Source organism: Nonomuraea sp. NPDC050540 (genome assembly GCF_044457485.1).
Lineage (GTDB): Bacteria > Actinomycetota > Actinomycetes > Streptosporangiales > Streptosporangiaceae > Nonomuraea.
The window spans coordinates 145,023-158,007 of sequence record NZ_JBITHA010000002.1; the positions used below are offsets into that span (position 1 = coordinate 145,023).

Consider the following 12,985-nt stretch of genomic DNA (forward strand, 5'->3'; position numbering starts at 1 on the left):
ACTCCGGGAAGGGAAATTCATGCGGACTACCTTCAGCGCCATCGCGCTGGATCTCGACGGCACCCTGGTCGACTCCTATGCGGATGCCGAAGCCTGCTGGGGAACGTGGGCCGCGTCCAAGGGAATAGCCGCCGCGTTCGACCTGGCCCAGCATTACGGGCGGCGCAGAACCGACATCGTGCGTTCCCTTCTTCCGCATCTCGGCGAGCCGGAGATCGCGGCGGAGGCCGAGGCCGTCCGGCTGGCCGAGCGTGACCGCACGGGCAACACCGTCGCGCTGCCCGGCGTCGCGGCGTTGCTCGAAGCCCTGTCGGACGACAGGTGGGCCATCGTCACCTCCAACGACACCGAGGTGGCCACGGCGCGGCTGCGCGGCGCGGGGCTTCCCGTCCCGCGCGTGCTGGTCAGCGCCGATGACGTACGGCACGCCAAACCGCATCCGGAGGGCTTTCTTCTGGCCGCCGGCCTGCTCGGCGTCGATCCGGCCGGCGCGCTGGCCGTGGACGACTCGCCCAGCGGGATACGCGCCGCGCGGGCCGCCGGGATGACGACGCTCGCCGTCATGTTCCGGCACGACGGCGCCACCCTCGCCGAGGCGGACCTGATCGCCGAAGACCTCGGCCGGATCGAATTCGAGATCAACGACCATTCGCTCGTTCTTCGTACCCCGGGAGCAGACCGTGGCACTCCGTATGGCGCCCAGCATTCTCGCGGCTGACATGTCCCGCCTGGCCGAGGCGGCCAACCGGGTGGCCGGTGCGGCGGACATGATCCACGTCGATGTGATGGACAGCCACTTCGTCCCGAACCTGACCGTGGGACTGCCGGTGGTGGAGTCGCTGGTCCGCAGCGCCGAACTCCCGCTCGACATCCATCTCGGAGTCGCCGACCCGGACCATTGGGCCATCCGGTACGCCGAGGCCGGGGCCGCGAGCGTCACCATTCACGCCGAAGCCGTCAAAGCGCCGGTACGCACGCTGCGGGCGATTCGCGGCGCGGGCGCCCAGGCCGGACTCGCGCTGAATCCGGCGACGCCGCTGGAGCCGTACGAGGCCCTGCTCCGGGAGGTGGACATGCTCCTGGTGATGACGGTGGAACCCGGCTTCGGCAACCAGGAGTTCCTCGGCTACCTGCTCGCCAAGGTCAGCCGCGCCCGGCGGGTCATCGACGAGCAGGGGCTGCCGCTGTGGCTCCAGGTCGACGGCGGCGTCAACCTGCGCACGATCGAGTCGTGCGCGGCGGCCGGCGCGGACGCCTTCGTCGCCGGGTCGGCCGTCTACGGGGCCGAGGATCCCGGCGCGGCCGTCGCGGCGCTGCGCCGTACCGCCGAAGAGGCCCGAGGCCTGGCCGCCGCGAACTTCGGACAACCCACGAATCGCGAAGGGGACCACAATGGGACGGGTTGACGGCAAGGTCGTCCTCATCACGGGCGCCGCGCGCGGGCAGGGCAGGTCGCACGCGCTACGGCTGGCCGAGGAGGGCGCGGCCATCATCGCCACCGACATCTGCCACGAGGTCGGGAGCACGCACTACGCGCTGGCCCGCGCGGACGACCTCGACGAGACCAGGAGTCTCGTCGAGGCCCGCGGCGCGAAGATCATCACCGCGGTGGCCGACGTGCGGGACGTCGATCAGCTCGACGCGGCGGTGCGGGCCGGACGCGAGGCGTTCGGCGACATCGACGTCGTGTGCGCGAACGCCGGCATCGGCTCGCTGGGCCGGGGCTGGGAGCTGTCCGCCAAGCAGTGGCAGGACATGATCGACGTCAACCTCACCGGGGTCTGGAACACGCTGCGCAGCGTGATCCCCCACATGATCGAGGCCGGGCGGGGCGGCTCGCTCGTCCTGACGAACTCGGTGGCCGGGCTGCTCGGACGCCCGAACATGGCGCACTACGCCGCCTCGAAGCACGGCCTGGTCGGGCTGATGCGCTCCCTGGCCAACGAACTGGCCCCGTACCGCATCAGGGTCAACAGCGTGCATCCCGGCAACGTCGACACCGACATGGTGCGCAACCCGGTGGGCCTGCGGCTGCTGGTGCCCGGCGTGGACCGGCCGACGGCGGAGCAGATCGCCGAGTCGGCCGCCAGGCTCAACGCGATCCCGGTGCCCTGGGTCGAGTCGATCGACGTGAGCAACGCCGTGCTGTGGCTGGCCTCCGACGAGACGCGCTACGTGACCGGGGCGACGGTCCCGGTCGACGCCGGCGCCTTCATCAAGGCGTAGGCGATGGCGGGCAACGATCGGTTGCGGGCGTTGAGCGAGCACGGCGTCTCGATCTGGCTCGACGACCTCAGCCGCGAGCGCATCGCGACGGGCGGTCTCGCCGCGGCGGTGCGCGACAGGCACGTGGCCGGCGTCACCACGAATCCGACGATCTTCCGCAACGCCATCGTCCGGGGGACCTCCGCCTATGCCGCCCAGCTCCGCGAGCTGGCCCGGCAGGGTGTCGGCGCGGCGGTGGCCGTGGAGCGGCTGACCACGACCGACGTCCGTGACGCGGCGGACGTGCTGCGCCCGGTGTACGAGCGTACGGACGGCCGGGACGGCCGCGTCTCCATCGAGGTCGACCCGGGCCTGGCGCACGACACGGCGGGCACGGTCAAGCAGGCGCGGCGGCTGTGGGAGGCGATCGATCGCCCCAACGTCCTCATCAAGGTCCCGGCGACCCCGGCCGGGCTGCCGGCGATCACCGATCTGGTGGCGCACGGCATCAGCGTCAACGTGACACTGATCTTCGCGCTGTCCCGGTACGCGGCCGTGCACACGGCGTACATGGAAGGCGTCGAGCAGGCGATCGAGCTGGGCGCCGACCCCGCGCCGGTGCGATCGGTGGCCTCGCTCTTCGTCTCCCGCCTCGACACCTACGCCGACCGGCGGCTGGACGCCATCGGCACCGGTGAGGCGCGGCGCCTGCGCGGGCTGGCGGGCCTGGCCAACGCCCGCCTCGCCCACCGGCGGCACGTGCGGGACCTCGAATCCGGCCGCTGGCGGGCGCTCGCCGCGGCGGGCGCGCACCGGCAACGCCTGCTGTGGACCTCGACCAGCGTCAAGGACCCGGCCTACCCGGACACCTATTACACCGCGGGACTGGCGATCCCCGGAACCGTCAACACCCTGCCCGAATCGGCCATCGACGCCTTCGCCGACCACGGTTCGGTGGGCGGGGCCGTACCAGAGGAATCCGGGGTCTTCCGCGCGCTGGCCGACCTCGGCATCGGCTACGACGAGATGGTGCGCCGGCTCGAAGCCGACGGCATCGCGCAGTTCCTGACCTCATGGCGAGACCTGCTCGGCGTCGTCGAGCGGTACCTGAGCGAGGAGAAGTAGATGATCTTCGAGTACGCCTACCTGTACGTCACCCCCGGCCGGGAGGAGGAGTTCGAGAAGGCCTTCCGGCAGGCGAGCCCGATCCTCCTGGCCGCCGAGGGCTGCATGTCCGCCGAACTGCGTCGCGACGCCGAGACGAGCGGCCGTTACCTGGTCCGCGTCGGCTGGGAGAGCCTGTCACACCACCTCGACGTCTTCCCGGGCAGCGAGAACGCGGCGGAGCTGGCCAAGGCCATCGAGCCCTACTTCGCGAAGCCGCCGGAGCTCCGTCACTTCGAAGCGTGAGAAGGGGGTCGCCATGTCCATGCCGGCCTCGGCCGTCACCGACAGCGCGGTGGGCAGCCTGGTCATCTCGGCGGACGCGTTCTGCCAGACCCAGGCGCCGGACTATTGGGACTGGTCGCGCGAGGTCCACCAGCGCATGGCCGCCACGCTGCTGGGCTTCGACATCCGCGAGGTCGCGCGGCTGAGCCGGCTTCTCACCGCCGAGCCCGCCAGTCCCGTCCTCTACCGGAACCTGCGCGCCCGCCTGAACGACGCGATCGCCAGAAACGAAAGCGAGCGATGCGCCCGGCTCGCCGAACTCGCCTGGGCGACCGAGTGCAGGTCCCGGCTCCGTCTTCACGTCGGCGACGACATCCCGGCTCCCGCGCACGGCTCCCCCACCGCCACCGCGATCCTGTCGGGTCTCCCCCGGCGCCCGGGGAACATCGGCGGACGCCGTGTCGGGGCCGCCATCGTGATCCCGTTCCGCGACGCCACACCCGGCGGCGCACGTTCGCGGAACCTGGCGGCCACCATCGCGGCGCTCCTCGACCAGAGCGCCGCCCGGCACGACTACCGCATCGTCGTGGTCGAAGCCGACGACGCCCCGAAACAGCGGGACAGGCTGGAGCCCGTGGTCGACAGCTACGTCTTCGCGCGGCATTCCGGCCGGTTCAACAAGGCGTGGGCGGTCAACGTGGGGGTCGCCCATGGCGCGCGGCCCGCCGAGACCATCTGTGTGCTCGACGCCGACATGCTCGTCGACCGCGACTTCGTCAGCCGGGCATTGGACCGTTTTTCCGAGCCGGGCACCCAGGCGCACCTGCCGTTCAGGGACATCCTCTTCCTCGATCGTGAGTCCAGCGCGCGAGCGATCGAGCGGCGCCGCTTCCACGCGGACGCCCGCGTCGACGAGCGCGCCGCGCGGGGCGTCTATCTCCGGCGTCCGCCCGGCTGCTGCGTCTGGGTGCGGGACTCGCTCTTCTCCCGCGTCAGCGGCTTCGACGAACGTTTTTCCGGCTGGGGCGGCGAGGACCTGGACTTCGTGCGGCGGGTGGAGCACCACGGCCCGCTCGACCGGTTCGCCGATCCGACCTTCCATCTCGACCACCCGCGCGCCACGGCCAGAAACGACGACGGAACCTCGTTCTACGCCTCGGTGGAATGGTGCACATGGCCGCTCGACTCGCCTTTCGGCGACCCCGGCAAGTTCGCCGCGTGAGACCGGCGGCCGCCGTCTCGGCCGTCTTCTTCACGCACGCGCTCCTCGTCGCGGCCTGCGTGTCGCGCATCTCGTCTCTGAAGCACGGTCTCGGGCTGTCCGACGCGCAGCTCGGCCTCGCCCTGCTCGCCGGGCCGCTCTGTTCGGTCGCGGCCATGTTCGCCGCCGGGCAGCTGGTCAAGAGGATCGGCGGCGGGCGCGCGCTGCGCCGGACGGTTCCCCTCATGTGCGCGGCCGCGCCGCTGCCGGGCCTCGCCGACTCGCTCTGGAGCCTGGCGCTGTTCCTGGGGATCTGGGGAGGCGTCGAAGGGATCGTCGGCGTGGCGATGAACGCGCACGCCGTCGACGTCGAATCCGCCACGGCGAAACCGATCATGTCGAGGCTCCACGGCTTCTGGAGCCTCGGCGCGCTCGCCGGTGGCGTGGCCGGCACCGTCGCGGGATACGCCGGGCAGCCTGTCGCGCTGCAGGGAGCGGAGCTCGGTCTGGCGGCCTTCGCCGGATTCGTCGTGCTCGCACCCCGTCCGGTCGCCACGAAGGCCAGGCCCGTGGACAGCGGCGGGAGGCCTGCCGGCACGGTTCTCGTCCTGCTCGGCGTGGTCGCCTTCTGCTCCAACCTCGCCGAAGGGAGCGCCCAGACCTGGAGTTCGGTCTTCTTCACCGACACGGCCGGAGCGCCGCGGGATCTGGCCGGGCTGGGCCTGGCGGTGTACGCGGTCAGCATGTTCACCAGCAGGTTGTTCATCGACCGGGTGCTCGGCAGGTTCGGGACCGTGCGTACCGTGCGCGCGCTCATGGTCCTCGCCGGGCTCGGCTTCCTCCCCGCGCTCCTGGTCCCCCATCCCGTGACCGCGATCGCCGGCCTGATGGCCGTGGGGCTCGGATTCTCGCCCGTCATCCCGGCGGCGCTCCGGGCCAGCTCCAAGATCCCGGGAATCGCGCCCGGCCCCGCCCTGGCCACGGTCTCCGGCCTCACGTGGGGCGCCATGATGTGCGGGCCGCCGCTGGTCGGCGGGCTGGCCGCCGTGTCCGGCGTCGGCGTCGCGCTGGGACTCGTGGTCGCGTTCGCAATCGTGGTCGTCGCCTGTTTCGCGTACGCGCTGCGCCTCGGCGCGGTCGAGGCGCTGCGCGGCCCACAGGGCCGTTGACCACCTGTCATCCGCGATGCCCGGGACGGCGAATAGTCCCGGGAGGCGCTCATGCGGGGATGGCCGTTCGTCGGGCGGGACGAAGAACTGGAAACGATCCGGTCGTGCTTCGACCGGGAGGAGGCGATCGGCGTCGTCATCTCGGGCGAGGCCGGCATCGGCAAGACCCGGCTGGCCCGGGAGGTCCTCGGGAGGCTGGAGACGCGCGGCTGCCACACCGAATGGGTCGCGGCGACCGGAGCGCTGGCGTCGATCCCGTTCGGCGCGGTGGCCAACCTGCTGCCGAACGGCTGGCTGCCCGGTGAGCAGGGGGTGTCGGTCCTGGCGGCGACGGCCACCCGCCTGCGCCGGTACGGCGAGACCCGGCGGGTGATCATCGGCGTGGACGACGCCCACCTGCTCGACGCCGGATCGGCGGCCCTGATCGGCTACCTCGCCGCGCACCGGCTGGCGTTCGTGGTGACGACGTGCCGTTCCGGAGAGGGCAACGAGACGATCACCACGTTGTGGAAGGACGGCATGGCGCCCTGGCTCGAACTGCCCGCGATGCCGCCGTCCGCCGTGGACCACCTGGTCGACCACACCCTCTCCGCCGACGTGGACGGCGTGACCCGGGTCAGGCTGCACACCATGGCCGCGGGCAATCCCCTGGCACTGCGCGAGCTGCTGTCGACCGCCATCGCTGACCGGGCCCTGCGCCCGCGGCACGGGGTGTGGCACTTCACCGGCGACTACCACCCCACGGGAGCCATGCGCCGCCTGCTCGCCGACCGGCTGCGTCCCGTGCCGCCCCGGATCCGCCTGGTTCTGGAGCTGCTGGCGTGCGGTGAGCCGCTCCCCCTGCCCCTGCTGGCCCAGCTCGCGGAGCCCGCCGCCGTCGACGAGGCGCAGACGCACGGGCTGACCGTCTTCGAGCGCGAGGGCAACCGCACGCAGGTACGGCTCACGCACCCGCTCTACGGCGAGGTGGTACGCGCAGGGCTGCCCGCCGGCCGGGCCCGCCAGCTGTGGTGGCGGCTGGCGCATGCCCTGCTGGAGTCCCCGCTGCGCCGCGGCGACGACCTGCTGCGGGCCGCGCTCTGGCAGGTCGAGGGCGGAGCGGTGGTGCGCGCCGACGTCGTGCGGCGCGGCGCCCGCCAGGCCATCGACCGCGCCGACCTCGCGCTCGCCGAACGGCTCGCGCGGGCGGCCCGGGACGCCGAGCCGTCCGTGGAGGCCGACGCCCTGCTCGCCGAGGTACTGGAATACCGGGGCCGCAGCGCCGAGGCGGCGGCGGTCCTGCCGGAGGAGCCGCCGTCCGCCGACGACGAGCTGCTCCGGTGGGCACTGGTCCGGGCCGAGACCACGTACTGGGGTGACGGCGACGCCGTGGCCGCCGAGCGGGTGCTCGACCATCTCGCCGACCGGCCGGGCGAGGATCTGGCTCTGGGGATCCGCTCGTGGATCCTGCTGCACGACGGGCGCTGCGGCGCCGTACTGGAGATCGCGGAGCGGCTTCTCTCCACGGAGACGGCGAGCGCGCAGGCGGTCATCTGGGCCACCGCGGCCGCCACGGCGGCCGCGGGCTTTCTCGGGCGCGCCCCCGTGGTCGCCGGCTACCACGAACGCGGCCTGGCCGTGGGTACGGCCCGCCGCGCCGAGCTGCCATGGGGCGTGGTCGAACTCGACATCGCCCGCTGCCTGGCGTCCCTGGCGATGGGCGAGGCGCACGAGGCGTGGATGGTCGCCGACAAGGGGTACCGCCAGGTGTTGTCCGGAGGCAGCCCGCTGATGTCGGTCGGCTACATCGGCTTCCGCGGGCTCGTGGAATGCGGCCAGGGCAGGCCGGTCAGCGCCGGCCGGTCGCTGCGCGAGGCGATCACCTGCCTGGAGGGCAAGGACACGCTGCGGCTCACCCGCACGTTCATGGCGGGGCTGGCCACCGCGTGCGCCGTGGGCGGTGAGGCGGCCGACGCGCGTACCTGGATGGAACGCGCCGACCAGGCCGCCAACGACGCCAACCGGGTGTACGCCCCCTGGATGACGCTGGGCAACGCCTGGACCCTGGCCGCCGAAGACCGCCTGACCGACGCCGCGATCGTCGCGCGCTACGCCGCCGACCAGGCCCTCGGCCTGGGGCTTCCCACCGTCGAGGCACTCGCGCGCTACGACGTGGTACGGCTCGGCGGCGACGGCCAGTGCCGCCGGCTCGAAGAGCTGGACGCGGCGCTGCGCACCCCGATGAGCCACGCCCTGGCGACCGCGGCCCGCGGGCTGCGGAAGGAGGACGGCGAGGCGCTCTCCGCGGCCGTGGACGCCTTCGACCGGCTGGGCCAGTACCTGCTCGCCGCCGAGGTCGCGACGTGCACGGCCAGGATCCACCGGGAGTCCGGCCTGGCCAGCAAGGCGGCGCTGGCGCGCGAGCGGGCCGCGGGCCTGCGCGCGCGCTGCGAGGGCGCCGTCACGCCGTTGCTCAGCCACGAGCGGATCCTGCGGGTGCTCAGCCGCCGCGAACGCGAGGTGGCTCTGCTGGCCGTGCGCCTCAGCAGCCGGGCCATCGCCGCGCAGCTGGGCCTGTCGGTGGCGACCGTCAACAACACCTTGGCCCGCGCCTACACCAAGCTCGGCATCTCGGGCCGGGCCCAGCTCGCCGCCCTGCTGGCCACCTCCCCGGCCGAGGAGCCGGGATGACGGCGTCAGACGCCCTTAAGAACCCGATCGAGTGCCGCCCGCCCTTTGGGTCCCCAGTGCGGCTTGCCGCCGGGAAGACCCCGGTCTCCGTTCTGCCCCATGAGCAGCAGGAAGAGGCTCTTCATGGCGGCCAGCCCGCGGGCGCGCCGGATCGCCGCCTCGTCCGCCCGCGCGTACCCGTCGAAGAACCGTGCGGCCGCGCCCGCGGGCAGCAGCACCCATGCGGCGGCGAGGTCCCATGCCGGATCGCCGGCGAACATGTCGCCGAAGTCGACGATGCCGGAGAGCGTTCCGTCCGAGACGACGACGTTCGCGGGATGGAGATCGCCGTGCACCCACAACGGCGGGCCCTCCCATGCGGAGGCCGCGACGGCGTCGTCCCAAACGTCCCGGACGTCGTCGGCGATGCCGGCGATCACGTCGGGGTCGACGGCCTGGAAGAAGTACTCGAAACCGCCCGTGCAGTCCCGGGGATGGGCGCCGCGGTCCGTGGCGGTCGGCGCGTCAGCGGGCGCCTCCACATGGAGCGCCCGGAGGAAGCTCGCCAGCGTGTCGGCCGCGTGGTCGCCGCGGCTGATCGAGCCGTGGTCCAGCGGCTCGCCGGGAACCCACGTCATCACCGTCCAGTGCTTGGGGAAACGCTCGGACGGTTCGCCGAACCGCACCGGGGTAGGCACCGGGAGCGGCAGGCGCGGGGCCAGCACGGGTAGCCACCGCCGCTCCTTGAGCTGGAGCTCAGGGGTGGGGTCCATGCGCTGCATGCGCACGGACAACTCGTCCCCGAGGCGCCACATCTGGTTGCCCCAGCCGCCCGCCACCTCACGGATGGCCAGCCCCGCGAGGTCGGGATGTTGCTCCTGCAGCAGATCGCGGACCAGGTCCGCGGTGATTTCAAGCTCGGTGTCGGTCATGCGAATTCACAGTACCGAGGCGGCGGGCGACGGTGAGCACGATCGGTGCCGTGAGCCAGCACAGGTACGCGCCGGTGCCGTTGGTCAGGAACGAGACGGGAACGGACACCGCGAAGACCCCGGCCAGGCAGATGCTGCGCACCAGGCTCTGGGCGAACACCTGGGGCGGGACGTCCGTGGTGTACAGGTGTGCGCGACGGATCTCCCGGATGATCAGTGCGAACGACGCGGACGCCAGGACCTGGACGATCGCGTACAGACTGAACCGGGGCGGGAAGGCGCCGTCGGCGGTGAGCACCCTGGTCGCGAACGGCATCAGGACCTGCATGAACAGCCACGCCAGGGTGAGGCTGGTCAGCCGGCCGCCCAGCGCGCGGACATGGCTGAAGATCTCGTGGTGGGCGCGCCAGTGGGCGGCGATCACCACGAAGCTGACCGCGAAGGCCAGGTACTCGCTGCCGTGGGCCGACATCGAACTCAGCATCGCGTCGGTGGTGTCGCCGGTGGGAACGGGGAGATCCAGCGCCAGCAGGGTGAGTGCGATCGCGATCACCGCGTCGACGAACATGGTGAGCCGCTCGGCGGCGGCCGCCCGCACCTGGTGGCCGGCTTGAGTAGTCATGGTGAGGACAGCTCCCGGGGCTCGACATCAGTCTTACCCGGTTAATATTAACCGGGTAAGACTCGCGTATGGTGATGGGGTGGATGACGGACTCGCAGATCTGCTGCACCGCGTGGTCATGCTGCTGGGCGAGGCGGCCCGGCGCCGCACCGACGGCCGTGACGGTATGACCTACAGCCAGATACGACTTCTGGGGACGTTGGAGGACATCGAGCCGGTGACGCAGCATCGGCTCGCGCAGGCGCTGTCGGTGTCCGACCCGGCGATCAGCCGGGCGCTGCGACCGCTCGAAGCGGATGGACTGGTGCGGATCACCATCGACCCCGAACACGCGCGGCGGCGGCTGGTCCGCCTCACCGACGCCGGCCGGACCGCCTTCCACACGGCCGGGAAGCCGCTCTACGACGAGCTGCGCGCCGGGCTCGTCGCGGCCGGCTTTCCCTACGAGCGCTATCTCGAAGACACCCTGCGGCTGGCCGAGATCCTCGCATCCGACTGAGCCGGATCGGCCCCCTCCCCGCAGAACACCTCGTGGACGAGCCTTTGCTGGGCCTTCCGGACCACTGCGGTGATGGACATGTCGGCGTCGTCCACCCAGTTCAGTACGGCTGTCAGGGTCCTGCCGCCGTCGGGCGTGCCGTACATCAGCGACATGGAGCCGACGTTGCCGCCGTTGTGGGTGACGAGGGTGGCGCCGCAGTCGGTTTTCGTGACGAACACGCCCAGCCCGTAGCCCATGTTCGGCAGGCCCGTGGCGTGCGGGGCGCACATCTCGGCCAGCAGCGGGGCCGGCAGAAGCCTGCCGCCCATCAGCGCGGAGATGAACGTGGCCAGGTCCTGACTGGTCGAGATCATGTCACCGCCGGTGCAGACCCAGGAGGGGTTGTAGCGGGTGATGTCGATCGTCTTCTGCCGACCGGCTTCCTCGTAGCGGTAGTAGATGCGGGCGTGCGGCTCGGGGATCTCCGGCGAGGCGTCCGGCACCACCGTGCCCGACAGGCCGAGCGGCTCCAGGATCCGTTCCCGCATCTCCTCGGCCAGCGAGCGGCCGGTGACCTTCTCGATCAACAGCCGGGCCAGCACGTAGTTGGTGTTGGAATAGCTCCAGCCGGTTCCCGGCTCGAACCGGGCCGGCTTGGACAGCGCCAGCCGTACCAGCTCCTCTGGCTTGTAGGTCGTGAACCGGTTGTCCACCCACTCCTTGCCCGTGCTGCCGAAGGGCACGGGGATGCCCGGCGCGATCGACCCGTCGTCGTACACCTCGCCGACGAAGTTGAACAGCCCGCTGGTGTGCTGGAGCAGCATCCGCACCGTGATCCGCCGGTCCAGCCCGAACTCGGGCAGGTGGTCGGCCGCCGGGGCGTCCAGCTCGATCCTGCCCTCGGCCACCAGTTGCAGCGCCAGGGTCGCGGTGAAGGTCTTGGTGTTGCTGCCGATCCGGGCATGCCCGTCGACCGGCGGCTTCGCGGTCCCGCCCAGCTCGGCCACCCCGGCGCTGCCGGCCCACTCGCCCCGCTCGTCGCGCACGCGCAACGACACCCCGACGAAGCCGGACTCGACGATCTCCTCGATCGTCTTCCGCAGCTCCGGGCGATCCTGCCCGGCCGCGGTTTCCGGTACGGCCCGGCCATCTACACCGGCGGCGTCGAGGGCTTCGGTGACCTTGCGGACCATCTCGGCCGTGGCGGGGCTCGGCCGGTCCTGCTGCGCGCGGGCGGTCTCGACGGCGACGAGGACGGTACCGCGGAAGTTGCCGGCCTCGGCAGGATCCTGCCGCCCCAGGAGGTTCATGGCCGCCGTCAGGGCCGGCAGTACGCGCTCGGCGATCTCGGCCACGGACCTGCCGGTCAGGTCCTTGCCCTCGGGGTGGTCGGCGAGCACATGCCCGACCAGGCCGGTGGCCGAGCCCAGCGCGAGGCTGCCGGCGGCGGCGACCTTGTGCGGCTTGCCGGTCGCACCGGCGGCGGCCATCAGCGTCACGGCGCCGTACGCGGCGATCCGCAGGGTGCTCTTGTCCTGATCGGAAAGGGTGATCGTCATGGTGGTCCGTCCTTCGACGTTCGTGGGTCGGCGTCTCGCCGCTGCGCCGAGCCTCCACCCTGACCCATGGTCAACCTCAACGGTGATCCAGCTCACAGTCCGGAGAGGTCGCCTTCCCCTGGAATACGGTCCGGATCGCCCGCGGATATGGTTTCTGGCATGTCTGGACGCTGGCCCCTGCTCGTCGCCCTCGGTTTCTGCGCCTTCCTCGTGTCCGTCTACGCGACGATGGCGATCGCGACCATGCCGATCGTCATCGCTGATCTTGCGGCGCCCGGCGCGATCATGCAGGTGGGGGTCTACGGCTACCTGCTCGCGTTCCTGAGCGTGCTGGTCCCGGCGCCCCGTCGCCAGACGGTGCTGTTGACCGTGTTGATCGCCTTCGGCCTGGTCGCCTTCGGCGTGGCTACTTTGCTGTGCGCGCTCACTCCCATGGTCAGCCTGCTGATCGGCGGCCATCTGCTGCAGGCGCTGGCCGGAGCGGTCGTCCTGTGGGCCGGGACCGGCCTCGTCAGAGCCGCGTTCCCCGGGCCAGAACTGTGGAAGGCGATCCCGGTTCCCGCCGCCGCGATCGTGGCGGGCCTCGGTGCGGGACTGCTCATCGGGATGATCGTCACCGAGTTGATGTCATGGCGCGCGAGTTTCCTGATGGGCCTCCCTCTGGTCGCGGTAGCCCTGGTAGCCGTGCTGATTCTCGCGATCAGGCTGGCGACGGCCGTACCGGATCGACGGTTGTCCGCGCAGTAGTACCCGGCTTGGACTTTTCACGAACCGGCAT

The 12,985-nt window shown here is 71.7% G+C and carries 13 protein-coding genes; 10 read left to right on the top strand and 3 right to left on the bottom strand.

From position 1 onward, the window contains the following. Nucleotides 1-19 precede the first annotated feature (19 nt). Genes ACIBI5_RS07155 through ACIBI5_RS07190 form a run of 8 tightly spaced genes read left to right on the top strand, consistent with a single transcriptional unit; the run spans nt 20 to nt 8,634 of the window. Nucleotides 20-718, top strand: a complete 699-nt coding sequence (locus ACIBI5_RS07155; RefSeq protein WP_397244079.1) for an HAD-IA family hydrolase — start codon at nt 20-22, stop codon at nt 716-718. Further along, nucleotides 681-1,406 carry a ribulose-phosphate 3-epimerase gene (gene rpe, locus ACIBI5_RS07160; RefSeq protein ID WP_397244081.1) on the top strand — a complete coding sequence of 242 codons (726 nt, stop codon included), beginning with the start codon at nt 681-683 and terminating at the stop codon, nt 1,404-1,406. Before ACIBI5_RS07155 ends, rpe begins: the two co-directional genes overlap by 38 nt. Continuing rightward, nucleotides 1,393-2,226 (top strand): mycofactocin-coupled SDR family oxidoreductase, encoded by an 834-nt coding sequence (locus ACIBI5_RS07165; RefSeq protein ID WP_397244083.1) that lies wholly within the window; start codon nt 1,393-1,395, stop codon nt 2,224-2,226. Before rpe ends, ACIBI5_RS07165 begins: the two co-directional genes overlap by 14 nt. 3 nt (nt 2,227-2,229) lie before the next feature. Next, nucleotides 2,230-3,330 carry a transaldolase gene (gene tal, locus ACIBI5_RS07170; RefSeq protein WP_397244085.1) on the top strand — a complete coding sequence of 367 codons (1,101 nt, stop codon included), beginning with the start codon at nt 2,230-2,232 and terminating at the stop codon, nt 3,328-3,330. Beyond that, complete coding sequence (locus tag ACIBI5_RS07175) at nt 3,331-3,615, top strand: antibiotic biosynthesis monooxygenase family protein (RefSeq protein WP_397244087.1); 285 nt, start codon at nt 3,331-3,333, stop codon at nt 3,613-3,615. A 13-nt stretch (nt 3,616-3,628) separates the two neighbouring features. Continuing rightward, a complete protein-coding gene (locus tag ACIBI5_RS07180; RefSeq protein ID WP_397244089.1) occupies nt 3,629-4,816 on the top strand; it encodes a glycosyltransferase in 1,188 nt (395 codons plus the stop codon). Beyond that, on the top strand, nt 4,813-5,964 hold the full coding sequence (locus tag ACIBI5_RS07185; RefSeq protein ID WP_397244091.1) for an MFS transporter: 1,152 nt from the start codon (nt 4,813-4,815) through the stop codon (nt 5,962-5,964). The genes ACIBI5_RS07180 and ACIBI5_RS07185 overlap by 4 nt, the downstream gene beginning before the upstream one ends. A 51-nt stretch (nt 5,965-6,015) precedes the next feature. After that, nucleotides 6,016-8,634, top strand: a complete 2,619-nt coding sequence (locus tag ACIBI5_RS07190) for an AAA family ATPase (RefSeq protein WP_397244093.1) — start codon at nt 6,016-6,018, stop codon at nt 8,632-8,634. A 5-nt stretch (nt 8,635-8,639) separates the two neighbouring features. Here the strand turns inward: ACIBI5_RS07190 and ACIBI5_RS07195 are convergent, their stop codons facing one another. After that, nucleotides 8,640-9,545: an aminoglycoside phosphotransferase family protein gene (locus ACIBI5_RS07195; RefSeq protein WP_397244095.1), complete on the bottom strand. Its 906-nt coding sequence runs from the start codon at nt 9,543-9,545 to the stop codon at nt 8,640-8,642. Then, entirely contained in the window at nt 9,526-10,167 is a 642-nt protein-coding gene (locus ACIBI5_RS07200) for a TMEM175 family protein (protein WP_397244097.1), read from the bottom strand. Before ACIBI5_RS07200 ends, ACIBI5_RS07195 begins: the two co-directional genes overlap by 20 nt. A gap of 79 nt (nt 10,168-10,246) precedes the next feature. On the opposite strand from ACIBI5_RS07200, the gene ACIBI5_RS07205 reads away from it, so the two are divergent. Next, nucleotides 10,247-10,666: a MarR family winged helix-turn-helix transcriptional regulator gene (locus ACIBI5_RS07205; RefSeq protein WP_397244099.1), complete on the top strand. Its 420-nt coding sequence runs from the start codon at nt 10,247-10,249 to the stop codon at nt 10,664-10,666. Here ACIBI5_RS07205 and ACIBI5_RS07210 read toward each other — a convergent pair. Next, on the bottom strand, nt 10,618-12,207 hold the full coding sequence (locus ACIBI5_RS07210) for a serine hydrolase domain-containing protein (RefSeq protein ID WP_397244101.1): 1,590 nt from the start codon (nt 12,205-12,207) through the stop codon (nt 10,618-10,620). The two genes, ACIBI5_RS07205 and ACIBI5_RS07210, sit on opposite strands and share 49 nt — an antisense overlap. Before the next feature lie 159 nt (nt 12,208-12,366). Here ACIBI5_RS07210 and ACIBI5_RS07215 point away from each other — a divergent pair, with 159 nt between their 5' ends. Then, nucleotides 12,367-12,954 carry a hypothetical protein gene (locus ACIBI5_RS07215; RefSeq protein ID WP_397244103.1) on the top strand — a complete coding sequence of 196 codons (588 nt, stop codon included), beginning with the start codon at nt 12,367-12,369 and terminating at the stop codon, nt 12,952-12,954. The last annotated feature ends 31 nt before the right edge of the window (nt 12,955-12,985 follow it).

Coding starts and splice junctions, on each gene's coding strand:
- ACIBI5_RS07155 (WP_397244079.1), top strand. CDS start 20: ATGCGGACTACCTTCAGCGCCATCGCGCTGGATCTCGACGGCACCCTG.
- ACIBI5_RS07165 (WP_397244083.1), top strand. CDS start 1,393: ATGGGACGGGTTGACGGCAAGGTCGTCCTCATCACGGGCGCCGCGCGC.
- tal (WP_397244085.1), top strand. CDS start 2,230: ATGGCGGGCAACGATCGGTTGCGGGCGTTGAGCGAGCACGGCGTCTCG.
- ACIBI5_RS07175 (WP_397244087.1), top strand. CDS start 3,331: ATGATCTTCGAGTACGCCTACCTGTACGTCACCCCCGGCCGGGAGGAG.
- ACIBI5_RS07180 (WP_397244089.1), top strand. CDS start 3,629: ATGTCCATGCCGGCCTCGGCCGTCACCGACAGCGCGGTGGGCAGCCTG.
- ACIBI5_RS07190 (WP_397244093.1), top strand. CDS start 6,016: ATGCGGGGATGGCCGTTCGTCGGGCGGGACGAAGAACTGGAAACGATC.
- ACIBI5_RS07195 (WP_397244095.1), bottom strand. CDS start 9,545: ATGACCGACACCGAGCTTGAAATCACCGCGGACCTGGTCCGCGATCTG.
- ACIBI5_RS07200 (WP_397244097.1), bottom strand. CDS start 10,167: ATGACTACTCAAGCCGGCCACCAGGTGCGGGCGGCCGCCGCCGAGCGG.
- ACIBI5_RS07210 (WP_397244101.1), bottom strand. CDS start 12,207: ATGACGATCACCCTTTCCGATCAGGACAAGAGCACCCTGCGGATCGCC.
- ACIBI5_RS07215 (WP_397244103.1), top strand. CDS start 12,367: ATGTCTGGACGCTGGCCCCTGCTCGTCGCCCTCGGTTTCTGCGCCTTC.